Here is a 25,071-nt window from a genome sequence, read left to right on the forward strand (position 1 = left end):
GGCGGGGCGACGGAAACGCGGCGGCCGCGCATCCTTGGATCAGCGCCGTATGAAGCGTGTCGAAAAAACTTCTGGGAGGGGTGCCATGCGCAGCCAGATTCTGACCATTCCGCTTGTCTCGATGGTGGCGATCGCCGCCGGGATCGTATCGCCTGCCGTCGCTGCTCAGGCGACGGTCCGCAACTTCGATATTCCCCGTCAGCCCGCAACGACCGGGCTGGTCCGCTTCGCCCAGCAGGCGGGCATCCAGATCCTTGCGCCGAGCGACGTGACGCGCGGCCAGACCGTGTCGGCCGTCAAAGGACAGCTGAGCATTGAGGAAGGGCTGAAGCGGTTGATCGGGCCCAGCCACCTGCGGCTGCTCTCGTTCGACGGGCGGACGGCAGTGATCGGGGCGGGCAAGCCGGCGGTGACGCGGACGGTGGGCTACACCCTGCCGCAGGACGGCGGACCCCGGCCGGGCAGCACGCCCGCCGCCATGGCGGACGAAAGTGCGGCCGCCGACACCAAACAGGCCGACGACGGGGCGCAGAACGAGATCATCGTTACCGGCAACACCTCGGACCGTCGGACGCTGTTCAACTCCTCGTCCAACGTCACGCTGGCGAGCGCGGCGGACCTGCTGCGCAAGGCCCCGCGCTCGACCGCCGAGACGCTGGAACTGGTGCCCGGCATTTTCGTCGAGGGCACGGCGGGGCCGATCTCGAACAACTATTCCGTGCGCGGCCTGCGTGGTGGCGGCCAGACCTTCATCACGCTGGAAGAGGACGGCATGCCGATCCTCTATGGCGGCGGCGGCGCGGATTTCTATTTTCAGAACGACATCACCATCAATCGGCTTGAGGCGGTCGAGGGCGGCACATCGGGCGTGCTGGCCCCCAATGGTGCGGGCGCGACGATCAACTTCATTTCGCTGAAGCCCGACCATGACAAGGCGAGGGCGATGGTGCGCTACACCGGCACCACCTATGGCGACCTGCGCGCCGATGGCTATTTCTCCGCACCGATCGCCGATGGCTGGGCGTTCAATGTCGGCGGTTATGTCACCTCCCAAAAGGGCGTGCGCCGTACGCCTTTCACCTTCAACGCCTATGACGTGAAGGCGATGCTGGAGAAGAAGTTCGCCAATGGCGGCCTCGTCCGCTTCACGGTGAAGCATGGCGACAAGCATTTCCCTTATTATGCCGGCATGCCGTTCCGGGTGGCGGCGGACGGCACGATCGGCAGCGTGCCCGGCCTGGACCTGAAGCGTGATGATGCGGGCGGGCGCGGCTTTACCCAGTTCCTCGTGCCCAACGCGCCCGCGACCGGCGAAAGCCTGCGCCGATTCAGCTCGGCCGACGGTATCCATGTGAAGGCCAATACCTATCGCATCGATGTCGAGGTTCCGGTCAGCCCCAGCCTGCGCCTGTTCGGTCGCGCGCGTTATCTGGACGGATCCTATGATTTCAACGGCATCTTTCCAGGCAGCGGGTCGGGCACCGCAGGCCTGACATCGGCGCTCAACTATCTGACGCCTGCGTCTTCGCCGCTGGCCGGGCTGACCCCGCTTCAAGCCTCGCCGCTGACCTATTTCCAAGTTGCCGCGCTCCGCTTTCCCGGCGTCGCGCAATATGGCCTGCGCAACATTCGCACCGGGCAGGTGATTGCCGCGTCAAACACCGCCGCGCTCAACGGCCTGAACGGCAATGGCCTGCTTCAGCAGACGGTGCTCAACCACCAGACTCTGTCGACCAAGGATTTCGGCAGCGATTTCGGTGTGAAATGGGATTTCGGCGGCGGCAATATCGACAATTCGCTGACCGTCGGCGGCATGGTCTATAATGTCCGCCGCTCCAACAACCAGTCGGCGGTTGCGACCGTGCTGAACGACGTGCGCAACGACTCCAACGTCTATGACATGGTCGCGCTGAACGCGGCGGGCGGCGTGTTGGGATCGCTGACCAACAACGGCATGGTCAATTACGGCAATTGGGGACAAGGCCTGTTCAACGACGAGGTCACGTCGCTGTCGGCCTATTTCAACGACGAACTGACCATCGGTGACCGGCTGCACATCGACTTCGGTGCGCGCTACGAGCATCAGCATGTCCGGGTCGACATCGGCAATTCCGCGGCCGTCAACGCCGCGGTTCCAGCGGGCACGCCGGGCCTGTACGACAATGTCGGCAGCACGTTCAGTGGCACCTATACCCGCCAGACCGCCAATTATTCCGATTGGGCCTATACGGCGGGCATCAATTACGAGCTGACCGATCATGTCGCGCTCTATGTACGTGGCGCGCGCGGCTTCCAGACCGATGGCGGCGATACCGGCGGCACTCATGCACCAACCGCGCTGACGTTGTACGAGGGCGGCGTACGATTCAAGGCGAACGGCTTTAACGCCTCGGTCATCGGTTTCCGTACCGAGTTCCGCGACCAGAACTACCAGTTCATCGACCCGGCCAACCCGGCCCAGGCGAGCAATGCACTGGCCGACAACTTCACCAACGGCGTGCAACTGGATGTGACCTTGCGTCCGGTCGAGTTCTTCAGCCTGAACGTGCAGGGTGTCTATCAGGACCCCAAGCTCAGCAACCTCCGCTTCAACGGCGTCGCCCAGCCGCAATATGACGGCAACACGCCCGAGCGCACGCCGAAGAAACTGCTGACCGTTACCCCGTCCTTCGTCCTGCCCGGCGGCCTGGGCGAGATTTACGGGCGCTACAAATATATCGGCAAGATCTTCGCGGACAGCGGCAACGGTATCGCGCTGCCCGACTATGGCGTCTTCTCGATCGGCGCCAGTATCGACGCCACGCCGCGCCTGAACCTGTCGGTCAGCGTCGACAACCTGACCGACGTGAAGGGCTTTACCGAGGGCAATCCACGTCAGGGCCAGACCCAGACGATCGTCGACGGCTATTTTTATGGCCGTGCGATCGTCGGGCGCAATGCCCTGATCAGCGCGACGCTCAAGCTGTGAGGGCCATGGCGGGGTTGCGGCTGTCGCTGGGGCTGGCCGTGTTGCTCGGCCTGACCGGCGCGGCACCGGTCGAGCATTATGCCTTGCGCGAAGGGCTGAACATCAACAGCTTCACGCGCTCCGGCCCGGTCGCGGCGCATGTCGTGTTGAAATCGGGGAAGCAACCCCGCCTCCTCGTCGCCTTTCCGGCGGGCAATAGCGGCACCGCCCTATGGTTCGAGCCGCTGGCGCGGGAGGCCGAGTGGCGGCTGGAGGGTGAACCGGAGCCGGTCACCGTCAACGATGCCAGGGGGCGGCCGCTCCACGGCGTGCGCTTCACCGTGACGATCGATGCGGAGCGCCTGGTTCCGCGTCAGGCTGTGCTGTCCAGCATCCGCGTCATCCGCGATTATCAGGCACTCGGCACCGCCCCCGCCGAGGTGCTGACCCGTCCGCGGATGACGGCGGGTGCGATCCGCTGGTCGCGCGACCGGCTGGATGGCGCTGCGGGTTATGACCTGGCCGTGGCCGTCACCGATGGCCGGATCGACAATGGCGCGATCCTGGCGGGCAAGGACGGGCGGATACGCTTCGCCGTGACGGCGCTGACCGGCGAGACGCCGTTGACCCCGCGTGGGGGTGCGGACCTGCTCAACGCCAAGGCGCAGCCCGACCAGGGCGCGCGCAACGCGCTGACCTTCCTCAGCTATGCCGAGAAGTTCCTGGCCGGGTCGTGGCGGTTCGATACCTATTTCGGGCGTGACACGCTGATGTCGGTCCGTCTCCTGATGCCGGCGCTACAGCCTGCGGCGGTGGAAACGGGCCTGTCATCGGTGCTGGTGCGCCTGTCGCCGCAGGGCGAGGTGGCGCATGAGGAGGATATCGGCGAGTTCGCGATCCTCGACCATCGCAAGGCCGATGGCAGCGTCTCGGACGCCCCCGTCTACAACTACAACATGGTCGACAGCGATTATATGCTCGCACCCGTCGCGCGGGCGTGGTTGCTCGACGATCCCCGGGGACGGGCGCGGGCGGCGGCGTTCCTGGCGCAGCGGGTGGGTGGCGAGACGATGGGCGCACGGATGGTGCGCAATCTCCGCTTCGTCCTGCGTCAGGCCCAGCCATTTGCCCGGGATCCGGTTCCGGCGAAGCTGATCGCGCTGAAGCCCGGCATGGATGCGGGCGAATGGCGCGACAGCAATGACGGACTGGCGGGGGGCCGCATCCCCTACGACGTCAACGCCGTACTCGTGCCCGCCGCGCTGGACTCGGCGGCGGCGTTGGCGGCCAGCGGGCTGCTCCGGCCCTATCTTTCTGCCAGTGATGCCAAGGCGTTTGGCGGGGCGCGGGCGGTGGCCGATATCTGGCGAGCCAAAGCCCCCCCGCTGTTCGACGTCACGCTGACCGCCGCCGAGGCACGCCAGGCCGTCAGCGGCTATGCGCGCATGATCGGCGTACCGGACGCACCCGCGCTGGCGTCGATCGGCAATGCGCCGATGCGCTTCCCGGCGATCGCGCTCGATGCGCAAGGACGGTCGATTCCGGTGCAGAATAGCGATCCCGGCTTTGCCTTGCTCTTCGCCCGACCCCCGGCCGAAACGCTGAAGGTGATGGCGAGCAGCTTCATCGACGCCTTTCCGGCCGGCCTGCGAACAGGGGTGGGGATGCTGGTCGCCAATCCCGCCTTTGCCGACGCGGCGATCCAGCGCAAATTCTCGCCCAACGCCTATCACGGTACGGTGGTGTGGAGCTGGCAGCAGGCGCTGGTCGCGGCCGGTTTGGCCCGGCAACTGGAGCGGCGTGACCTGCCCGCCGATGTCCGTGCGTCGCTGGCCCGCGCGCAATCCTGCCTGTGGGACGGGATCGAGGCGACGCGCAGGGTGCAAAGCTCCGAGCTGTGGTCATGGCGCTATGCCGATGGCCGCTACCAGGTCGTACCCTTCGGTGCGGCGGGTGCCGATGTCGACGAGTCCAACGCAGCGCAGTTGTGGAGCACCGTCTATCTCGCGCTCCGTCGCCCGGCGGGGCGGCCGGTCGCCTGTTCGGGCCGATGATGCTCGCTGGCACGAGGATCATCGGTTAGGCTGGCGCCCATGACGGACAAACGTATTCGCCGGATCGTGATCCTGGGCGGGGGGACGGCGGGCTGGATGACGGCCGCCGCCCTGTCGCGTGCGCTGGCGGGGCAGGGTGTCGCGATCACCCTGGTCGAGTCCGATGCCATCGGCACGATCGGTGTCGGCGAGGCGACCATCCCGACCATCCACTGGTTCAATCAGATCATCGGATTGGACGAGCGTCAGTTCATGGCCGAGACCAAGGCGACCGTGAAGCTCGGCATCGAGTTTGTCGGCTGGAACGGCGAGGGGAGCCGGTACTTCCACCCCTTCGGCACATACGGCCCGCCGGGTGACGGCGCGATGTTCCTCCACCGCCTGATCCGCGCCCGCGCCGATGGCGACCGCGCACCGACCGAGGCCTATTCGCTGACCGCACGGGCGGCACGAGCGGGGCGGTTCGCGCGTCCCGTCGCGGATCGCCGTTCGCTTCTCTCGACGCTGGGTTATGCCTATCATTTCGATGCTGGGCTCTATGCGCGATATCTGCGCGGACTGGCCGAGCGCGCGGGCGTGCGCCGGATCGAAGGCGTCGTCGCGTCGGTGGATCAGGACGGGGAAAGCGGCTTCGTCCGGTCGCTGACCCTGGACGGCGGGCAGGTCGTGGCGGGGGACCTGTTCATCGACTGCTCGGGGTTGCGCGCGCTGCTGATCGGCCAGGCACTGGATATCGGCTTTGACGATTGGTCGCACTGGCTGCCCTGCGACCGGGCTTGGGCGGCACCGAGCGCGGCGGAGAGCGATCGCACGCCCTATACCCGCGCGACGGCGGCCGAGGCGGGGTGGCGCTGGCGCATTCCGCTCCAGCACCGGGTCGGCAACGGCTATGTCTTTTCCAGCCGGTTCCAGGACGAAGAGGAAGCACGCGCCTCACTCATCGCCGGGATGGACGGGCCGCCGCTCGCCGAACCGCGTCTGATACGCTTTACCCCCGGAATGCGGCGGGAGGCGTGGCGGGCCAATGTCGTCGCGATCGGCTTGTCGAGCGGTTTCCTCGAGCCGCTGGAATCGACCAGCATCCACCTGATCCAAAGCGGCATCGCCAAATTGCTGTCACTCTTTCCAGCGGCCGATTGCTCGCCCCTGCTGGCGCGACAGTTCAACCGGGTGTTCGGGCAAGAGATGCTCGACGTGCGTGATTTCCTGATCCTGCATTATCACGCCACCACGGGCCGCGACGAACCGATGTGGCGCGAGCGACAGGCGATGGCGATTCCCGATACGCTGGCGGAGAAGCTCGGGCATTTCCGAGGCTCGGGTCGTATCGTCCTGTCGAGCGACGAGTTGTTCCGCGACGCGAGCTGGTTCGCCGTTCTCGACGGCCAAGGCGAACGCCCGGGCGATCATAATCCGCTGGTCGAAGTTCTGGGGCGGGAAGACAATTTGCGCCAATTGGCCGCCTTACGAGCGGACATCGTCAAAACGACGGCGGCTATGCCGCCTCTCTCGTAAGCCTTTGCCGGTCGCGGCGGGCGAAAACCGCCAATTCGACATCGCCTAAGCCACAGGCTCGTAGGCCGGGGAAGGGCGACGTGTCGCCATCCCTTACGGCGAAACCGCAGCTTCCCTCATAGGCTTCGCGAGCCTCGCTTCAGGCCTGCTCCGTAGGGCTTTATCCGACCTGCCTAGCCGGTGAAACTGGCAGGCTGTCCCGCGATCTCGCCAGCCTGTCATATGCCGCAGTCTTCGGTCTCCGGTCATGGTCGAAGAGCTTTTGTCAGCAATCTCCGTGACTTTCCATGGTAGTACCAGAAAGCGATGATCCGTGCCGTCGATAGTTGACGGTGGCCACCATACAGCAGATCTTAAATCAATAAATAAGCATCTGGTACTACCAAGCTTTCAGGAGAGGTGCCGTGGCGGTTTGGGCGCAGAATTACGACCCGTTGGGCAATATCTGGCTTTCCAGCCTGGTCGCGGCCATACCGATCATCTTCTTCTTTCTCGCGCTGACCGTCTTTCGCCTGAAAGGTTATGTGGCGGGCACGATTACCGTTGCGCTGACCCTGGCGGTCGCGATCGCCCTGTACGGGATGCCGGTGAACAGTGCGCTGGCGGCCGGGGTCTTCGGTTTCTTCTATGGGTTGTGGCCGATCGCCTGGATCATCCTCGGCGCGGTGTTCCTGTACCGGGTCGCGGTGGCGACCGGTGCGTTCGACATCATCCGGCAATCGATCCTGACCGTGACCGAGGATCAGCGGCTGCAACTGCTGCTGGTCGGTTTTGCGTTCGGGGCCTTTTTGGAAGGGGCGGCCGGGTTCGGCGCGCCGGTCGCGATCACGTCGGCCCTGCTGGTCGGGCTGGGCTTTCGCCCGCTCTACGCGGCGGGCCTGTGCCTGATCGCCAACACCGCCCCCGTGGCGTTCGGGGCGATGGGCATTCCGATCGTCGTCGCGGGGCAGGTGACCGGCATCGACCCGTTCCTGATCGGGCAGATGGCGGGGCGGCAGTTGCCGTTGCTGTCGGTCATCGTGCCCTTCTGGCTGATCCTGATCATGGACGGCCCGCGCGGGGTGCGCGAGACATGGCCCGCCATTCTGGTCGCGGGCGGTTCGTTTGCCATCGTCCAGTTCCTGACCGCGCAGTTCATCGGGCCCGAACTGCCCGACATCACCGCCGCGCTGGCGACCCTGATCGCGCTGCCCATCTTCCTCCGCTTCTGGCAACCCCGGCGCATCTTCCGCTTCAACGCGGCAGAGGTCGCCGCCGATGGTGCGGTGCCGGTCGCGCCGATCTCGACCCGGACTGTCCGCCATTCGCCCGCCAGGATCGCCTGGGCCTGGTCGCCCTTCCTGATCCTGACCGTGTTCGTCACGCTGTGGAGCATCGCGCCGGTCAAGGCGCTCTTCGCCGCCGACGGGCCGCTCGCCCACCTGGTGCTGAAGCTGCACGTACCGTTCCTCGACAAGCTGGTCGCCAAGGTGCCGCCGATCGTGCCGCAGGTCACGCCCTATGAAGCGGTATACAAGTTCGACTGGCTGTCGGCGACCGGCACCGCGATCATGCTGGCGGCGATCGTGACCATCGCCTTCCTGCGGATGAAGCCGGCGGAGGCGGCGCGTACCTTTGTCGAGACGTTGAAAAGCCTGCTGGTTCCGATCTATTCGATCGGCATGGTCCTCGCCTTCGCGTTCCTCGCCAATTATTCGGGACTGTCGGCGACCCTGGCACTGGCATTGGCGCATACGGGATCGGCCTTTACTTTCTTCTCGCCGTTTCTCGGCTGGCTGGGCGTGTTCCTGACCGGATCGGATACCTCGGCGAACGCGCTGTTCGCGGCATTGCAGGCCAATACCGCGCACCAGATCGGCGTCAGCGACGTGCTGCTCGTCGCGGTCAACACCACCGGCGGCGTCACCGGTAAGATGATCTCGCCACAGTCGATCGCCATCGCCTGTGCTGCGGTGGGCTTGGTGGGCAAGGAATCCGACCTGTTCCGCTTCACCGTGCGCCACAGCCTGCCGCTCTGCGCGCTGGTCGGGATTCTCACCACGATCCAGGCCTATCTCGTGCCGTGGATGATCCCGTGAGCGGCATATCGAGCGTGTCGGGCCGGGCGGAGGCCGCGATCGAGGATCTGATCGCGCAGCGCAAATTGCTGCCCGGCGCGCGCCTGCCCTCTGAACGCGCGATGGCGGAGACGCTGGGGGTGTCGCGCAACATCCTGCGCGAGGCGATGAATAGGCTGGCGGCACAGGGGCGCATCACCATCCGCCCGCGCGCCGGGGCGATCCTGGCCGAGCCGTCCGCGCAATGGACCGAACAGATGATCGCCGAACCGCTGGCCCCGCTGGTCGAGGCCAATCCGGGTTATGGCCACGACATCTTCGAGGTCCGGGAATCGCTCGACGGTGCGGCCGCCTATCATGCCGCGCGGCGCGCCGATGCGGTGGACAAGGACCGCATCCGCCGCCGGTTCGACGCGATGGAGAAGCTGCACGATGCGGGCGACGTCGCGGCGGAGGCGCATGCCGATGCCGCCTTCCACCTCGCCATCGCCCATGCCTCGCGCAACGCGGTGCTGACGCATGTCATGTCCAGCCTATTCGGACTGCTCCACACCAGCATCTCGCAGAGCCGCGAAAAGATCTATGCCGTGCCGCGGACGTTCGAGGCGCTGTCGGCGCAGCACCGTGCGATCATGGATTGCATCGTCGCGGGCGACGCCGACGGCGCGCGCGCGGCCGCCGATGTCCATCTCGAATTCGTGCGCAACACGGTCCGGCGGGTCGAGGACGACCTCGCCCGGTCCGAACGCGCCGCCGCCGCGCGCGACGCCGACCCCTCGCTATAGATTTAGGAACGATCCGATGATCATCTCCGCCACCACCGACTATCGCGAGGCCGCGCGGCGTCGCCTGCCCCCGTTCCTGTTCCACTATATCGACGGCGGGGCCTATGCCGAACATACGCTGCGCCGCAACGTGTCGGACCTGTCCGACGTGGCGCTGCGCCAGCGGGTGCTGCGCGACGTCGCCGATATCGACCTGAGCACGACGCTGTTCGGACAGTCGCTTGGGATGCCGGTGGTGCTCGCCCCCGTGGGGCTGACCGGCATGTATGCCAGGCGCGGCGAGGTGCAGGCGGCGCGGGCGGCGGCGGACAAGCGGGTGCCCTTCACCCTGTCGACCGTGTCGGTCTGCGCCATTGACGAGGTGCAGCGCCAGTCGCCTGCACCGATCTGGTTCCAGCTCTATGTGCTGAAGGATCGCGGCTTCATGCGTGACGCGCTGGAGCGGGCGCAGGCGGCGGGGGTGGAGACGCTGGTCTTCACCGTCGACATGCCGGTGCCGGGAGCCCGTTACCGCGATGCGCATTCGGGCATGTCCGGTCCCCATGCCGCGTGGCGGCGGATGCTCCAGGCGGTCACCCATCCGCGCTGGGCCTGGGATGTCGGCATCCATGGGCGGCCGCACGACCTGGGCAATATCTCGGCCTATCGCGGCGCGGCCACGGGGCTGGCCGATTATATCGGCTGGCTGGGCGCGAATTTCGATCCGGGGATCGGCTGGCGCGATCTGCAATGGATCCGCGATTTCTGGAAGGGATCGATCGTCATCAAGGGCATCCTCGACGTCGAGGACGCGCGGGAGGCGGTGCGATTCGGCGCGCAAGGCATCGTCGTGTCGAACCATGGCGGGCGGCAGCTCGACGGCGTGCTGTCTTCGGCCCGCGCCTTGCCCGCCATTGCCGACGCGGTGAAGGGACAGCTCACGATCCTGGCGGATTCGGGCATACGGTCGGGGCTGGACGTGGTGCGGATGCTGGCGCTGGGGGCGGATGCCGTCATGCTGGGGCGGGCCTTCATCTATGCGCTGGCCGCCGATGGCCAGGCGGGGGTCGCCAATCTGCTCGAGCTGTTCGACCGGGAAATGCGGGTGGCGATGGCGCTGACCGGCGTACGGACGATCGCGGACATCGATTCGACCATCATCGCACGCTGACGTGGAACGGACCGGCGCAAACGCCGGCCATATCGAAAGGGGATACAGGATGCCGCATCTCGGGCAGCGGACCACGCGTGCCGCCTTGTTTTCCGGTCTGGCGCTGGCGGGAACGACACCTGCCGCCGCGCAAACCGCCGAGGATTATCAGGCGCTGCGCCGCAAGGTCGAACAGTTGCAGCAACAGCTCGACGCGGTGCAGCGCGCGCTGGATGCGGCACGCCCGCCCGTGCAGCCCACCCCGGTTGCCGCCGCCGCGCCCGCTCCCGCCGCGCGCCTGTCGCCGCAGGACCCGCTGCCTCGTCCGGCGGGGACCCCTTCGATCACGGCCCAAGGGGGTACATCCAGCGTTCCGTCGGGCTATGGCTTCCGCATCGGCGAGACCAGCTTTCGGATCGCGGGGTTCGTCAAGGGCGACCTGATCTTCAGTCGCTACGGCAATGGCGACACCGCGACCAATCCGCTGGGGCGCGAATTGTCGCTGCCGCAATCGATCCCGGTCGGCGGGCGGCGTTCGGGCATCCTTACCGATGCCTCGGCCAAACAGTCGCGCATCGCCTTCCAGACCGCGACGCCGGTCGGCAGCCAGACACTGACGACCTTGATCGAAGCGGATTTTCAGGTCGCCCCGGCGGTGTCCGGCGGCGAGCGGGCGCTCAACCCCTATAGCTTCGGGCTGCGCCGCGCGGTGGCGGGTTATGGTGGCTTCGCCATGGGGCAGGACTGGAGCAATTTCCAATATGTCGCGGCCCTGCCCGAAACCGCCGATTTCGTCGGCGTGACCGACGGCACCGTGCTCGTTCGGCAGATGTTATTGCGCTACAGCCGCCCCATCGGCGGCGGATGGACCGCTTCCGCATCGATCGAGAATCCGGAAACCGTATCGGCGATGGCGGGTGCGACCGCCTTGTCGGACAATGACGACGACAGCATCCCCGACCTGACCGGACAGTTGCTCTGGACGGGGAAGGGGGCCAGCCTGTCGGTGACGGGCCTGTTCCGGGCGATGCGGGTCGATCCCGCGACGGCCCGACCGGCGGTGACGACGCAAGGTTATGGCATATCGCTGGCGGGGATCGCGCCGTTGCCCACCGGCAAGGGCGACGATGTCCGCTTCATGATGACCGGCGGTCGCGGGATCGGGCGCTATGTCGGCGTGAACGTCGCGCCCGACGTGGTCTATGAGATGGCGAACGACCGACTGGTGCCCGTGCCCTTGATTGCGGGATTTGCCGGTATGCGCCATTTCTGGACCGGCACGCTGCGCAGCACCTGGATGGGCTCGTTCCAGCGGGTCTGGAACCCGGCATCGGCGTCGCCCCTGTCGACGCGGCAGGTGTGGGACACCGCGATCAACCTGTTCCTATCGCCGCTGCCGCGCCTCGACATGGGTGTGGAGGCGCGCCTGTCGCATCGCGAACTGGCCAATGGGGCCTCGGGGACACTCGAACGGCTGCACTTCACCGTCAAGCAGGGATTTTAGGCGGCACATCGCCCATGAGGAATGCGATAAAGGCGTCCAGTTCCTGCCAGCGTTCAGGAAGACAGGGCGATCGGCTCCGCCAAAAGGCGTTATCAAGCTGACGTTTCCACCATTCCAGGCTCAAGCACGATATCGCCGTCGCTTTCGACCGTCACGGGAATGGATTTGGCGGCGGGCGTCTTGCTGCCCACCGCATAATGCCACACCGGCATCAGGACGTTGCACTCTGGATAATAGCCGCCGATGCATCCGACCGGAATGTCATAGGCGACGACGATCATCCCCGACAGATGCCGGTCGACGCCGTCATCGGCCACGGTGCGCAGCGTCACCGCCTGTCCCACCTTCAGCCCCCGGCGATCGATGTCGGAGCGGTTCATCAGCACGACGTTGCGGATGCCGTCGATCCCCCGGAAACGATCGTTGTAACCATAGACGGTGGTGTTGAACTGGTCGTTGCTGCGCAGGGTCATCAGTCGCAGCACGTCATGCCCGACGTCCGGCATGTCGAGGTCCTCGTCGAGTGCCTCCGGCGTGACGAAATTGGCGCGGCCGGTATCGGTTTGCCATTCGCGCCGCTTGGCGGGCAGGTCGCGCTGGAAACCGCCCGGCTCCCACATGCGCGTCTCATAATCGTGGAAATTGTCGGGCAGGGTGTAGGCGATCTCCCGCCGGATTTCGGCATAGTCGGTCATATAATCGTCCCACCGCACCTTGGGATGGGGCTCGAACACCTGCTTGGCCAGTTCGCACAGCAGACGGATCTCGCTGATGAGATGCGGTGAAGCGGGCGTGCGAAGCCCGCGATTGCCATGGACGCAGCCGGAGGTGTCCTCCATCGACAGCGCCTGCTGCCCGGCCGCCGTCTCGTCGATCTCCAGCCGCCCGATCACCGGCAGGATATAGCTGATCTCGCCGGGGAGCAGTGCGGTGCGGTTGAGCTTGGTCAGGACATTGACGGTCAACCGCATCCGGCGCCAGGCGGGCTCCATCCGGCCCTGGTCGGGGATCGCGCGGGCGAAATTGCCGCCCAGCATGAAGAACGCCTTCACCCGGCCATCGAGGATCGCCTCGCATGCCTCGACCGTGTTGTACCCCGCCTCACGCGGCGGCTCGAAGCCGAATTGCTCGCCCAGACGGTCGAGGGGGAACAGCTCGGGCCTTTCGGTGACGCCGACCGTCCGCTGGCCCTGGACATTGCTGTGGCCGCGCACGGGACAGATGCCCGCACCGGGCCGCCCGATATTGCCGCGCATCAGGAGAAGGTTGACCAGCATCTGCACCGTCTCGACCCCCGCGCGATGCTGAGTCAGGCCCATGCCGTAAATGCCGATGGTCGACGGCGCATGGGCATAGATGAGCGCGGTCGCTTCGAGATCGGCACGATGCAGCCCCGAACGCCGCTCCAGTTCGTCCCAGTCCTGCGCCCGTAACCAGTCGGCGAAGCGTTCGAACCCGTGCGTGTGCGCGTCGATGAAGGCGAGGTCCAGGATAGGTGGCCCACCCGCCGCCAGGGCGTCGTCGTGCAGCGTCAGCACCGCCTTGCAGATGCCCGCGATCGCCGCTAGATCGCCGCCATTCTTGACCTGATGATAGTCCGAGCTGATCCGCGTATCCTTGCCTGTCAGCATCTCGGTCGGGGATTGCGGGTTCAGGAACCGCTCCAGTCCCCGCTCGCGAAGCGGGTTGAAGGTGATGATCGGCACCCCGCGCTGGCTGGCTTCCTGAAGCGGGTGGAGCATGCGCGGCGAATTGCTCCCCGGATTCTGGCCGAAGAACATTAGGCAGTCGGTTTTCGCAAAGTCCCCCAGATCGACCGTGCCGACCCCCTGGCCGATGCTGGCGGGCAGGGCGACCGAGGTCGTTTCATGGCACATGTTCGAACTGTCGGGCAGATTGTTGTTGCCATAGAGCCGGGCGAACAACTGATAGAGATAGCTGCCTTCGTTCGACAATCGGCCGGAGCTGTAGAAGACGGTGCCGTGCTGCTTGTCGTCCACCGCGCGCAGTTCGTGGGCGATCTCCGCGATGGCATGGCCCCAGGATACCGGCACATATGTGTCGGTCGCGGCGTCGTAGCGGAGCGGATGGGTCAGGCGGCCGGGCTGTTCCAGATGGTAATCGTCCCACCCCAGCAACTCGCTGACGGTGTGTTCGGCGAAAAAGGCGGGTGTGCAGCGGTGCGCGGTCAGTTCCCAGGCGACCGCCTTCACGCCGTTTTCGCAGAATTCGAAGGGGAGCGGCGTGGCGGGCTTTACCCAGGCGCAGCTGTTGCACTGATAGCCATCGACCTTGTTATGCCGCGACAGCGCGACGCTGGCGCTGCCCAGCACGCCCTCCCGGCGCAGGATATTGCCGACCGAGCGCGCGGAGCCCCATCCACCGGAGGGGAGGCGATACGGCTTGTACGTGGCTTTCATCGGGCATCTCCGGCCGGGGCGGCGGGCGTTTCCTTGCGAAACATTCGCCGGGTCTTGTCGTTAACCCTGTGGCGGCGGCGGCTATCCCGAATTTGATCTAAGATACGGATTTAAAAAGGAGAAATGCCATGACGGTCGGTCGCGACTATATGCTGAAAAAGACGACGGGTCCTTCGGCCCCCAAATTCTTCATCGACACGCAGATCGTGCCGCGACTGGTCAACGCCGTCGGGCGGGGAGAGGTGCTGCTGGACCGTTCGGCGGTCCGCCTTGGCGTTCGGCCCTCGATCCTCGTTGCCGGGGCGGCGAGTGCCTTGGCCTTGCTAATTCTCGGCACCCGGCGTGGGCGGCCAGCAGCGATCGAGCAAGCGCAGCCGAGCCAAGCAACAGGCTGATCCATATTGAAACCGGGAACTGCGCCTGTCCCCCGATATTGAAGGAGAAAACACAAGGATCATAGAGTGATAGGCGAAATCGAACAGCGGCCGGAAGCGGCCCAGGGCTCAACCGGACCGGCCAGGCAGCGCGAGGGCCTGTTGCGCCTCCTGCAATTGCTGGAGGCACGCGACTATCAGTTCGTGACGCCGACGCCCGCCACCCATGCGCGGGTGCTCGTCAATCGCGGGGATCGACCCGCGAACGATGTGCGGGACATATTGGGCTGGAGCCTGCCCTTCTCGCCGTCGGTGTTGGATGCCGAGCTGCGTGCCGCCTTGGACGCTGCGGAGATGCTGGTCGAACGCGATGACGGGTGCCTGCAAGCCACATTGCGCGTGTCGCGCGTCGAGGGGACGCTGTTCCTCCATTCCGCCTATCCGACCACGGCCACGGACTCGGTGTTTCTGGGGCCGGACAGCTATCGGTTCGCCAGGCTGATCATCGGGCGGATGGATATGGGTGCGCGGCGCATCCTCGACTATGGTGCGGGGGCCGGGGTCGGCGGGATCGTCGCGGCGCGGGTTGCGCGCGGTTCGCATCTGACGCTGGCCGACATCAACCCGCGCGCGCTGTTCCTGGCGTCGATCAACGCCGAACATGCCGGTGTCGCGCACAGCGTCGCAAATGTGTCGGCGCCAAAGGAGCTGACCGACTCCTTCGACCAGATCGTCACCCATCCGCCCTTCATGATCGACGCGGATCGCCGGGCTTACCGCGACGGTGGCGACCTGTATGGCGGCCAGCTTTCGCTCGACTGGACGCTTCAGGCCCTGGCACTGCTCAAGCCCAGGGGACAACTGATCCTGCATACGGGCGCTTCGGTCGTCGATGGGCAGGACGTGCTGCGCATGGCGCTGGCCGAGCAGCTGCCCGCGACCGGCTTCGAGGTCGACTATTCCGAACTCGACCCCGACATCTTCGGCGACGAGCTGGAAAAGCCGACCTATGTCGATGTCGAACGGATCGCGGCGGTGGGGTTGGTCATACGGCGGGTGGGACTCTGACGTCCCCCCTCATGCCGTCTTCTGGATCAGCGGTTCGATCCGCAGGTTGACGATGTCGCAATTGGCCGATCGGCTGAGGACGAACAGGATCGCATCGGCGACATCCTCGGCAGGCAGCATCCGGCCTTCGGCGACAGCGGTCTGTTTCTCCTCCGCGCTGCATTCCTGCATGTCGGTGTCGACCGATCCGGGCTGGATCACGCTGACCCGGATGCGCTTGTCCGCAACCTCCTTGCGCAGCGTCTCGGCAAAGGCCTGGATGCCCGCCTTGGTCGCGGCATAGACGCTTTCGCCCGCCGCCTTGATCTCGGTGCTGATCGATCCGACGAACAGCAGATGGCCGCCGCCCTGCTCCTGCATGCGCAGGATCGCGGCGCGGGCGCAGGCGAGATAGCCGGTCAGGTTGGCGTCGATCACATAGCGCCAGTCCTCCTCGGCCATCTCATGGATCGGCTGCGCGCCGAGTGCGGCACAGGCGACCAGCATGTCGATGCCCCCCAGCCGGTCGTCGACCGCGGCGAAGACCCGGTCGATGCCGTCGCGCGTCGCGGCGTCCTCGACGATCCCGATCACGTCGCCGTCGATCCCGGCCAGCGCGGCATCGAGCGCATCCTGATGCCGTCCGAAGGTCAGGACGCGCGCGCCCTCGTTCGCCAGCGCCTTCAGCGCGGCCCGGCCGATGCCGGTGGTGCCGCCGGTCAGCAGGATGCGGCGGCCGGACAACATGGTGGGGTTCTTGGTCATCGGTTATTCCCAGGTCAGGATCAGGCGGCCTTGCGCGGGCACGCAATAATCGACGCGGTCGGTGCTGACGGCATCGGGGGCGATCGTCTCGCCGCTGGCGGTGGTGACGCGGCTGTCGGTCAGCGTGCGTCGCTTCAGCCGGACGAGGCGCAGCGAGGCGGTGCGCGTCTCACCCCCGTCGAGCACGATCGACAACGCATGGTCGCCGACCCGCTCGACCGCGCGGACCAGCATGTCGCAATAGAGGCGGAACGGCGCGCCCTCGACTTGGTGGAAGGCGCTGGTGGCGAAGATGAACGCCGCGCCTGCGCCGTACACCTCCTGTCGCACCTGCCCGGCGGGCTGGCCATCGGGATAGAGATCCTCCAGCGGGAAGGAGAGGGTCTTGTCGATATGGCCGTTGGCCTCGCGCTGTTCCGCGGCAATGGCTTCGGGAGGCAGCGCGTCGGGATAATAATACCAAGCACGCGACAGGGCATGGCGGCAATATTCGCCGATCAGCATCCGCGCCTCGGGGTCGAGGTCGGGGCCGCCATCGTCCAGATAACGCTCGAACGCGACATAGCTGTCGAAGCACTCGTACATCGCCATATAGGGCGCGTCCTGAAGGCAGGTGACCGCCAGGAACGTCTCGTAATGCGCGGCATGGCCGATGCGGCTGTCCCAGATCACCGCATTGTGCAGGAAGCTGGCGAGATAGACATAGCTCTGCTCGCGATAGGCGTCGCGATTGGTGATCCGCCACAACCGCATGCAGGCGGCGGCGCCCCAGGCGGTCAGATTGGCCTGGTAGTTGAGGTTGAAGCCCAGCCCGATGGCGGCATCGATCGCGGCGCGCGCTTCGTCGAGATAGGTCTTGTCATCGGTCAGCTCGAACGCCTGGAGCATGACCCAGGCATAGATGCCGCCGACATCGGTCTGCCCGCGCCCGTCGACGGGGGCCTCCTTGGTGATGACCGAGAAGTCGGTGACGTCATATTCGATCGGCCAGCGATAGTCGAAATGCCGCGCGACCCGCACGCCATAGTCGATCGCCTTCAGGAACAGCGCGCGCGCATCGTCATCGCCGCCCAGCGCCAGCGTGCCGAGGTTCAGCAGGGGGTGATAGAGATACCAGCTGTCGACCGCATCGGCATTCTTGTCCTTGCCGACATTGGGCAGATAACGGCGGAACGTGCCGAGCTTTTCATCAAAGAAACGTGGCAGCCCCGCCTTGAACGCCGCTTCCAGGGGATGCGGCTCGCCCCGCCAATCGCCCCATCGGCGGAGCGCGGCGATGACCGACATCTGCACCATGATGTCGGGATATTCGGCGCCCGTATAGGGGTGGACATAGCGGTGGCCGTAATGGCGGATCGTGGCGTCTGGCGCTTCGTCCAGATCGCGCGCGGCCCGCTCGGCGCGGTCGATCCAGTCGCGATAGGCGACGGGGGGCGGATCGAGCAGGTCATAGGCGCTGCCCAGCATCTGCACGAACTGGCGGGCGGACTCGCGTTCGTGCGGGGGTGCATGGTGGCGGAAGACCAGGATGGTGTCGGACAGCGTGACGCTCTCGCCCGCCGGCAACGCGACCTCGGCGGGATCGGCATCGGCATCGGGGAGGGGCAGCGCATAGCCCAGCTCAGGCCAGTTCCCCGCCACCGCCTCGCGCGGGACGGTGCCGGTCGTGCGGAAATAGTCGTTCGAAGCGGTGAAATTCTGGATGTAGAGGACATTGCCAAAGGCGGGCGCCTCGATGCGAAAATAGAGGAGGCCGGTGTTCAGCCCGCGCTGCGACGCCTCGACCACGCCTTGCGCCCGCAGGGGATCGTCGCTCGCGCCAAGGGGATAGAGGTCGCGCGGGGCGGGGGGCAGCACCATCGGCCGGGCCGGAGTGAAGCAGGTCGTGATGCGCAGCCGCTCCACCGCCAGCCGGTCGGCGATATAAGAGATGACATGCTCGCCCATCGCGCTGGTCAGGCGGAGCTGGGCAACCTCGCCCTTCTCGGGCGGTAGCACCGCACAGTCGAAGCTCATCGGTATATAGGCGGCCCGCACCGCCAGTCCGCCTGCGCTGCCCTTGCGGCGCACGATCGCGAAGACCGATGTCGCGGTCCGGTGGAGCCGGATGATCAGATCGCCGACGGTGAAATCGGCCAGCGGCGCGGGTTCGTCGCGTAGCAGGTCGCGCAGGTCGAGCAGATGGGGGCTGATCGCGGGCGGCGCTTCGGCCGTCGCTGTTCGGGGCATGGCATCACTCCGAAAGGGGGACGGGGATGAAGGCCAACCCCCTCGGAAAGAACGGAGTTCCGGGCAAATGGCGTTCCGCTAAACTGGGTCAGTGCATTCGTCCCGCCCGCGCCGCTTGTGCGCGTTTCAGCCGGATGCGGGTGCGGGCATCGCGCAGGAGGGCGCCGGGCAGGTCGGTCGCGGCGCGTAGCCCCGCGACCGAGGATATGTTGCGGATGCTGCGCCGTGTCTCGTTCAGCACCTGCCCGACCATGGCCCGCCGCTCGATCTCGCCCTGCTCGCGCACCAGCGACAGGCGGTGGATGGCATAGAGGCCGATCAGACCCGCCAGCAGGAAATAGAAATCCCAGGCGGTCAGCACGATCGGCAGGGTGAAGATGCCGTTGGGGCTGCGCCACCGCGCCACCAGCTCGAACTGGCGCGCGGCGAAGAACTGCGCCAGCAGCCCGCCCAGGATCGGCGCGATCCCGGCCGCGATGGCGGTGGTCATCGCATTGGCCGCGACATAGGCGGTGGCGGACCCCTTGGGCGACAGCTTCAGCGCGATATTGGTGCTGGCCAGCGTCACGCCCGCAATGGTCGCGCCCATGACGAGGTGAAGCCCGATCAGCCACAGCTTCACCGCCCCCCGGTCGCCCAGCTGAGACGCGCCGATCATCGCCACGATCGCCAGGATATAGGCCGGGGCGCACACCGCCAGCACCGACTTGTTGGCGAACCGGTCGCTAAGCCGCCCCCAGAGGCGGAGTGCGAGGATATTGGCGACCTGGCTGGCGACGCTGAGCAACAGCACGAAGCTGACCGCGAAATGCAGCTGGCGGACGATGAAGACGGTGAAGAAGGGCGTCGCGAGGTTGATCGCGAACTGCCAGCTCGCCACGAAGACCAGCAACCGGCGGAAATTGGGGTCGCCCAGCGGCTGGGCCAGCAAGGCGCGCAATGCGATGGAGCCGGGGGCGGGGGGCATCAACGGCTCGGGCATCATCGCGACGATCCGCGCGCTGATCAGCCCGGTGACGCAGCCGCTGGCGAACATCGCGGCGAACACCATGTCCCGTGCAGGCGATCCCGCTGGCGTCCAGTCCAGCGCCAGCGCGGCGACCAGCCCCAGGATCAGGCTGATCGCGGTCAGCCACACCGTCCGCCGGGCAAAGACGTCGCCCAGCCGATCGTCGGGCGCGAGGTCGCGCATCCATGTATTCCAGGCGCATCCGCCGACCGCGCCCAGTCCGCAGAGCAGCATCTGCGCGCCCAGGAAGATCAACAGCGCGGTCGTCCCGCTGAAAAAGGCGAGCACCGCCATCACGGCCAGCATCGTCCGCCCGACCAGGCTGGACAGGACCGCGATCCGCTTGCGCCGCCGCCATCGCTCGACCAGTTGGATAGCGGGCAGTTGCAGCAATTGCGCAAGGAACGGCATCGCCGCCAGGATGCCGACCATCACGTTCGACGCTCCCAGATGCAGCGCGAAGGCGGTCAGGATCACCCCGCTGGTCAGCGCGGCGGCGCCACCCGAAAACCCCGCCTCGACGACGAGCAGCCGCAAGCCGCGTTCGCGGTCGGCGGTGGTCAGTTCGGCTTGCGGGTCGAGAGTCATGAGTGCCGGGGCAACGTTCCGTCGGCGACCCCGGTTTCTGCCGACCAACATAGCACCTGATCTATATCATTGAGTTTTCTGGGTATTGCGGGCGTTTGTACGCCACCATCCGGGCATTTGCGGGTTTGTTGGCGCATGACTCCTCACGTGCCGCCCGATCTCCGCATCGCTCTGGTCCTGGCCGGGGGCAATGCGTTGGGCGCCTATCAGGCCGGGGTCTATGAGGCCCTGCATGAGGCGGGCATCTCGCCCGACTGGGTCGTCGGCACCTCGGCCGGAGCGATGAACGGCGCGATCATCGCGGGCAATGCACCGGCGGATATCCTGTCGCGGCTGTCCGACCTGTGGCGGCCGGACCGCACCGGCGCCATCGGCGCTTTCGCGTGGGACGGGATGATCGACAGCTGGCGGCGTAGCGGTGAGGTGATCGCAACGCTGTTCGGCGGGCGACGGGGCCTGTTCGCGCCGCTGGGCACCGCCCTGGCCGAGCGTGATACGCCCGCGCTCTATGACACGACGCCGCTGGCGCATACGCTGGCGCGTCTCGTCGATTTCGAGCGGCTGAATGACGGCAGGGTCCGCTACATGGTGCAGGCGGTCGCACTGGATACCGGTGCCGAGGTCGTCTTCGACAACGGGCGCGACAGGATCACGCCCGACCATATCCGGGCCAGCTGCGCCATGCCGCCTGCCTTTCCTCCGGTCGCGGTCGACGGGGAACTCTATGTCGATGGCGGCTTGGCCGCCAATCTGCCGCTCGACCCCATGCTGGCCCTGCCCGGTGACGGGCCGCTGCTGTGCATCGCGGTCGACCTGTTGCCATTGGCGGGCCCGCGCGCACCGACCATCGGCGGCATGATCAGCCGGACGCAGGATCTGGTCTTCGCCGCACAGTCGCGCCGGACGCTCACCCGCTGGCAGGACCATTATGCTACCGCTCCCGAGATGGCGCAGGCATCGGTCACGCTGGTGCAGCTTCGCTATGCCGAGCAGCAGGACGAAGTCGCGGGCAAAGCCTTGGACTTCTCGCCCCGTTCGGTGCGGGCGCGCTGGGATGCGGGCTTGCGCGACGCTCGTGCGTTGGTCGCGGCGCTCGGGAACGGGGCGATTCCGCTCGGGGGCAGGGGGCTGACATCGACCACCATCGCGGCGCGGCAGAAGCCGCTCGCCGCCCATTCGGGAGACATGCCGTGAAAGCCGCCCGCAAGACCGCCGATGGCCGTTTCGAGATCGCCGAGGTCGAGGAACCCCAGTTGCCTGCCGACGACTGGGTCAAGGCGCGGGTGCGGATGGCGGGCATCTGCGGCACCGACCTGCGCCACTGGGAAAAGGCGGAGGAGGAACTTCACTGCTGCATCATGGGCCATGAACTGGCGGGCGAAGTGGTCGAGGTCGGCCCGGCGGTCAGCCGCGTCGCGATCGGCGACCGGGTGCTGGTCGAATCCGTGCTCGGCTGCGGTCATTGTGACTGGTGCCGGGTGCAGCAATATAATCGCTGCCCCGATCTCTATCCCACCCGCCGCGCCAGCGTCTCGCGCGCCTATGCCGAATATGTCGTCGGACCGCAGCACAAGTTCCACCGCCTGCCCGACAATGTGGGGTATGACGATGCCGCGCTGCTCGACACCTATGCCGTGGCGTTGCACGCCCAGCATCTGTCGGGCCTGACCATCGGGTCGCGCGTGGCGATCATCGGGGCGGGGCCGATCGGGCTGGGCCAGCTGATGCTCGCCAAGGCCAGCGGTGCGACCGTGACGATCATCGACAAGATGCCGCACGCGCTCGCCCTGGCCGAGCGGCTGGGCGCCGACCATACCCTTCACCCGGACGACGAGGACCCCGAGGCAGCGATCTTCGGCCAGACCGACGATCGCGGCGCCGACATCGTATTCGAATGCGCGGGCGGCGAGTCCATGCCCGACACGCTGCCGCTCGCCACGCGGCTGGTGCGGCGCGGCGGCAAGGTCGTCATCGTCGGCGGTTTCGACGCAGGCGCCATCGCCATCCCGCTGGAGTGGCAGCGTATCCAGATGTCCGAGATCACCCTGATCCCCAGCGCCAGCTTCGCCTTTCACGACATCCATGCCGAACAGGTCGAGGTGCTCGACCTGGTGACGCGCGGGTTGCTCAAGACGCAGGAGCTGATCACCCATCGCTTCCCGCTCGACCAGATCAACGAGGCGTTCGAGGCGGCGCAGGATCGGGCACGGACGGGAGCGATCTTCGTCGGACTGACCATATGACAGCCATGGACGTTTAGACGGATGTTCGAATATCTTTTTCACGTAACAGGTTAGCAGGCTGTCCGGCGACGTGTCGGACGTGATCTTCTGGTCTTTTGCCAGACCTGATCAGCGAGGCGGAGAGATGGTGGCACAAGATCGAAAGGATGTGCCGCCATGGCCCCATGGCGAAACGGGAATGGCGGTCCGCATCCGCGATCGGGCCTGGACCGAGACGCCATTGGGGGCCATCGGACATTGGCCGCAGAGCCTGAAGACGGTGGTCGATCTCATGCTCGCGTCGTCCAGCATGATGAGCCTTGTCTGGGGTGAGGAGGCCATCCACCTCTATAATGATCGCTTCACCGAACTTCTGCGCGAACACCATGTCGACGCGCTGGGACAATCCGCCTTTCAGACCTTTGCCCGGTCGCGCGATGTTTTTGCGGCGGACATCGCGGCGGGAATGGCGGGCAAGTCGGCACGCCTTCAGGCGCAGCGCTATCCCGTACAGCGCAACGGCCGGCTGGAGGATGCGTGGTTCGACGTCGATTATGCCCCCGTCCGCGATGAGGCGGGCAGGGTCGCCGGTGTCCTGTGGACCTTGCGGGAAACGACCGCGCAAGTCCTGGCCGAGCGCACCCTGCGCGAAAGCGAGGCGCGACATCGACTGCTGATCGGAAGCTGGGCGCAGGCGGTCTGGGAAACCGATCCGGACGGCGTCGTCGTCACCGACAGCCCAAGCTGGCGGGCCTATACCGGCCAGACGGAGACGGAATGGCTGGGTTATGGCTGGCTCGATGCCATTCATCCCGACGATCGCGCCTATGCCGAACGCCAGTGGCGCGAGGCGATGACGATACGGGGGCTGGTCGATGCGGAGTTTCGGCTCCGTGCCCCGGATGGCGGCTGGCGCTGGACCAATGTTCGTGCCGGTCCCGTCCTCGATGCCGAGGGGCACATCGAGAAATGGGCGGGGATCAATATCGACATCGACGCGCGCAAACGCGCCGAAACGGCCCTGCGCGACAGCGAAGCCAAATATCGCGCCCTCTTCGAATCCATGGATGAAGCCTATGCCGTGGTCGAGGTCCTTCGCGATGACCATGGCCGCTGGGCCGACTTTCGCTTTGTCGAGGTCAATCCCGCCTTCCTTCAACATACGGGCATGCCGTGGCCGGTCGGCCAGACCGCGACGGAATTGCTGGGCACGCCGAACCCGCATTGGACGAAGCTGTATGGCCAGGTCCTCGATACCGGCCGCTCGATCCGCGTCGAGGAAAGCGAGCCGACCCTGGATCGGCTGTTCGATCTCAATATTTTTCCGCTCGACACCGGGCTTCATCATGTCGCTGTCCTGTTCACCAACATCACCGAGCGCCGCCGTATCGAAGAACGCGTAAGAGCCAGCGAGGCATGGTTGCACCTGCTGGTCGAGGGGATACCGCAGCTGGTCTGGCGCTCGGCCGAACTGGGTCAGTGGAGCTGGGCCAGCAGCCAGTGGCAAGCCTTTACAGGGCAGAGCCTGACGGCCAGCATCGGTCGCGGCTGGCTCGATGCGGTTTGTTCGGACGATCATGATGCCGTCCTGCGCGCATGGGACGGGGCGTCTTTGTCGGGCCGTATCGACGTCGAGTTCCGGGTCCGGCGCGCGAGCGACGGCGCCTATGTCTGGCACCATATGCGTGCCATGCCGGTGCGTGACGATGCCCGGCGCATCGTCGAATGGCTGGGCACGACGACCGATGTTCAGCAATTGAAGGAATTGCAGGAACGCCAGTCGATCCTTGTCGACGAACTCCAGCATCGGACCCGAAACCTGATCGGCGTCGTGCGGTCGATGGCCGACAAGACGGCGCGGTCCAGTGGCGATCTATCGGACTTCCGCTTGCGCTTTCGTGACCGTCTGGAATCGCTGGCGCGGGTACAGGGGCTGCTGTCCCGGCTTCATGACGTCGATCGTGTCATGTTCGACGATCTGATCCGAACCGAGCTGTCGGCGATCAACGGCGGCCTGGACCATGTCACGCTGACGGGACCGACCGGCGTGCGCTTGCGCTCGTCGACCGTCCAGACGCTGGCGATGGCGCTCCACGAACTGGCGACGAATGCGGTAAAATATGGCGCTCTGGGACAAGCGACCGGGCACCTTGCGGTGACATGGTCGCTCGAGCCCATGGGCGATGATGGGCAGCCCTGGCTCCATATAAATTGGCGGGAAAGCGGCGTCGCCATGCCGCCTGCCGGATCGGCCCCGAAGGGTACCGGCCAGGGCCGCGAATTGATCGAGCGGGCGCTTCCCTATCAACTGCGGGCGCGCACATCCTACCAGCATGGCCCGGACGGCGTGCTCTGCGCGATCTCACTGCCAGTTTCCGCGAGCAAGGAGGTGGGGGCGTATGGCTGAACGAACACTAAGCGGCTGT

General features: G+C 66.2%; 16 protein-coding genes. 12 read left to right on the top strand and 4 right to left on the bottom strand.

Annotated features, from left to right (window positions below; translation table 11 throughout):
- The first annotated feature begins 85 nt into the window (after positions 1–85).
- From ACWKSV_RS03335 to ACWKSV_RS03365, 7 genes are all read left to right on the top strand, one after another.
- Positions 86–2,968: a TonB-dependent siderophore receptor gene (locus tag ACWKSV_RS03335; protein ID WP_076715855.1), complete on the top strand. Its 2,883-nt coding sequence runs from the start codon at positions 86–88 to the stop codon at positions 2,966–2,968.
- 5 nt (positions 2,969–2,973) lie between these two features.
- Positions 2,974–5,001 carry a hypothetical protein gene (locus ACWKSV_RS03340; protein ID WP_076715857.1) on the top strand — a complete coding sequence of 676 codons (2,028 nt, stop codon included), beginning with the start codon at positions 2,974–2,976 and terminating at the stop codon, positions 4,999–5,001.
- Positions 5,002–5,040: 39 nt separating this feature from the next.
- Complete coding sequence (locus tag ACWKSV_RS03345; RefSeq protein ID WP_076715858.1) at positions 5,041–6,516, top strand: tryptophan halogenase family protein; 1,476 nt, start codon at positions 5,041–5,043, stop codon at positions 6,514–6,516.
- A 404-nt stretch (positions 6,517–6,920) separates the two neighbouring features.
- The gene (lldP, locus tag ACWKSV_RS03350) at positions 6,921–8,594 is read left to right on the top strand and encodes an L-lactate permease (RefSeq protein ID WP_076715860.1); all 1,674 of its coding nucleotides are present in this window, start codon (positions 6,921–6,923) and stop codon (positions 8,592–8,594) included.
- The gene (locus tag ACWKSV_RS03355) at positions 8,591–9,358 is read left to right on the top strand and encodes an FCD domain-containing protein (RefSeq protein WP_191864627.1); all 768 of its coding nucleotides are present in this window, start codon (positions 8,591–8,593) and stop codon (positions 9,356–9,358) included. Before lldP ends, ACWKSV_RS03355 begins: the two co-directional genes overlap by 4 nt.
- 16 nt (positions 9,359–9,374) lie before the next feature.
- A complete protein-coding gene (gene lldD, locus ACWKSV_RS03360; protein WP_076715862.1) occupies positions 9,375–10,508 on the top strand; it encodes an FMN-dependent L-lactate dehydrogenase LldD in 1,134 nt (377 codons plus the stop codon).
- Between the two features lie 49 nt (positions 10,509–10,557).
- Positions 10,558–11,991, top strand: a complete 1,434-nt coding sequence (locus ACWKSV_RS03365) for a porin (RefSeq protein WP_237243323.1) — start codon at positions 10,558–10,560, stop codon at positions 11,989–11,991.
- A gap of 92 nt (positions 11,992–12,083) precedes the next feature.
- Here ACWKSV_RS03365 and ACWKSV_RS03370 read toward each other — a convergent pair whose 3' ends face one another.
- Positions 12,084–14,411 carry an FdhF/YdeP family oxidoreductase gene (locus tag ACWKSV_RS03370; RefSeq protein WP_076715863.1) on the bottom strand — a complete coding sequence of 776 codons (2,328 nt, stop codon included), beginning with the start codon at positions 14,409–14,411 and terminating at the stop codon, positions 12,084–12,086.
- A gap of 128 nt (positions 14,412–14,539) precedes the next feature.
- Here ACWKSV_RS03370 and ACWKSV_RS03375 point away from each other — a divergent pair, with 128 nt between their 5' ends.
- Together ACWKSV_RS03375 and ACWKSV_RS03380 are read left to right on the top strand one after the other, a co-directional pair.
- Entirely contained in the window at positions 14,540–14,806 is a 267-nt protein-coding gene (locus ACWKSV_RS03375) for a hypothetical protein (RefSeq protein WP_076715864.1), read from the top strand.
- A 66-nt stretch (positions 14,807–14,872) separates the two neighbouring features.
- Complete coding sequence (locus ACWKSV_RS03380; protein WP_083706632.1) at positions 14,873–15,853, top strand: methyltransferase; 981 nt, start codon at positions 14,873–14,875, stop codon at positions 15,851–15,853.
- Positions 15,854–15,862: 9 nt separating this feature from the next.
- On the opposite strand, the gene ACWKSV_RS03385 is transcribed toward ACWKSV_RS03380, so the two are convergent.
- The 3 genes from ACWKSV_RS03385 to ACWKSV_RS03395 form a co-directional block, all read right to left on the bottom strand.
- On the bottom strand, positions 15,863–16,597 hold the full coding sequence (locus ACWKSV_RS03385; RefSeq protein WP_237243325.1) for an SDR family oxidoreductase: 735 nt from the start codon (positions 16,595–16,597) through the stop codon (positions 15,863–15,865).
- A 3-nt stretch (positions 16,598–16,600) separates the two neighbouring features.
- A complete protein-coding gene (locus tag ACWKSV_RS03390) occupies positions 16,601–18,826 on the bottom strand; it encodes a hypothetical protein (RefSeq protein WP_483666891.1) in 2,226 nt (741 codons plus the stop codon).
- A gap of 88 nt (positions 18,827–18,914) precedes the next feature.
- On the bottom strand, positions 18,915–20,423 hold the full coding sequence (locus ACWKSV_RS03395; protein ID WP_076715866.1) for an MFS transporter: 1,509 nt from the start codon (positions 20,421–20,423) through the stop codon (positions 18,915–18,917).
- 135 nt (positions 20,424–20,558) lie between these two features.
- On the opposite strand from ACWKSV_RS03395, the gene ACWKSV_RS03400 reads away from it, so the two are divergent.
- From ACWKSV_RS03400 to ACWKSV_RS03410, 3 genes are all read left to right on the top strand, one after another.
- Entirely contained in the window at positions 20,559–21,617 is a 1,059-nt protein-coding gene (locus ACWKSV_RS03400) for a patatin-like phospholipase family protein (protein WP_076715867.1), read from the top strand.
- The gene (locus ACWKSV_RS03405; protein ID WP_076715868.1) at positions 21,614–22,666 is read left to right on the top strand and encodes a zinc-dependent alcohol dehydrogenase; all 1,053 of its coding nucleotides are present in this window, start codon (positions 21,614–21,616) and stop codon (positions 22,664–22,666) included. The genes ACWKSV_RS03400 and ACWKSV_RS03405 overlap by 4 nt, the downstream gene beginning before the upstream one ends.
- Positions 22,667–22,844: 178 nt before the next feature.
- Positions 22,845–25,052 (top strand): PAS domain-containing sensor histidine kinase, encoded by a 2,208-nt coding sequence (locus tag ACWKSV_RS03410; protein WP_076715869.1) that lies wholly within the window; start codon positions 22,845–22,847, stop codon positions 25,050–25,052.
- Positions 25,053–25,071: the final 19 nt, after the last annotated feature.

It is taken from the genome of Sphingomonas sp. SphC10, assembly GCF_057004845.1.

Excerpts from the sequence above, each read along its gene's own strand:
- ACWKSV_RS03335 (WP_076715855.1), top strand. The coding sequence starts at position 86 with ATGCGCAGCCAGATTCTGACCATTCCGCTTGTCTCGATGGTGGCGATC.
- ACWKSV_RS03340 (WP_076715857.1), top strand. The coding sequence starts at position 2,974 with ATGGCGGGGTTGCGGCTGTCGCTGGGGCTGGCCGTGTTGCTCGGCCTG.
- ACWKSV_RS03345 (WP_076715858.1), top strand. The coding sequence starts at position 5,041 with ATGACGGACAAACGTATTCGCCGGATCGTGATCCTGGGCGGGGGGACG.
- lldD (WP_076715862.1), top strand. The coding sequence starts at position 9,375 with ATGATCATCTCCGCCACCACCGACTATCGCGAGGCCGCGCGGCGTCGC.
- ACWKSV_RS03365 (WP_237243323.1), top strand. The coding sequence starts at position 10,558 with ATGCCGCATCTCGGGCAGCGGACCACGCGTGCCGCCTTGTTTTCCGGT.
- ACWKSV_RS03370 (WP_076715863.1), bottom strand. The coding sequence starts at position 14,411 with ATGAAAGCCACGTACAAGCCGTATCGCCTCCCCTCCGGTGGATGGGGC.
- ACWKSV_RS03375 (WP_076715864.1), top strand. The coding sequence starts at position 14,540 with ATGACGGTCGGTCGCGACTATATGCTGAAAAAGACGACGGGTCCTTCG.
- ACWKSV_RS03385 (WP_237243325.1), bottom strand. The coding sequence starts at position 16,597 with ATGACCAAGAACCCCACCATGTTGTCCGGCCGCCGCATCCTGCTGACC.
- ACWKSV_RS03390 (WP_483666891.1), bottom strand. The coding sequence starts at position 18,826 with ATGCCCCGAACAGCGACGGCCGAAGCGCCGCCCGCGATCAGCCCCCAT.
- ACWKSV_RS03395 (WP_076715866.1), bottom strand. The coding sequence starts at position 20,423 with ATGACTCTCGACCCGCAAGCCGAACTGACCACCGCCGACCGCGAACGC.
- ACWKSV_RS03400 (WP_076715867.1), top strand. The coding sequence starts at position 20,559 with ATGACTCCTCACGTGCCGCCCGATCTCCGCATCGCTCTGGTCCTGGCC.
- ACWKSV_RS03410 (WP_076715869.1), top strand. The coding sequence starts at position 22,845 with ATGGCGGTCCGCATCCGCGATCGGGCCTGGACCGAGACGCCATTGGGG.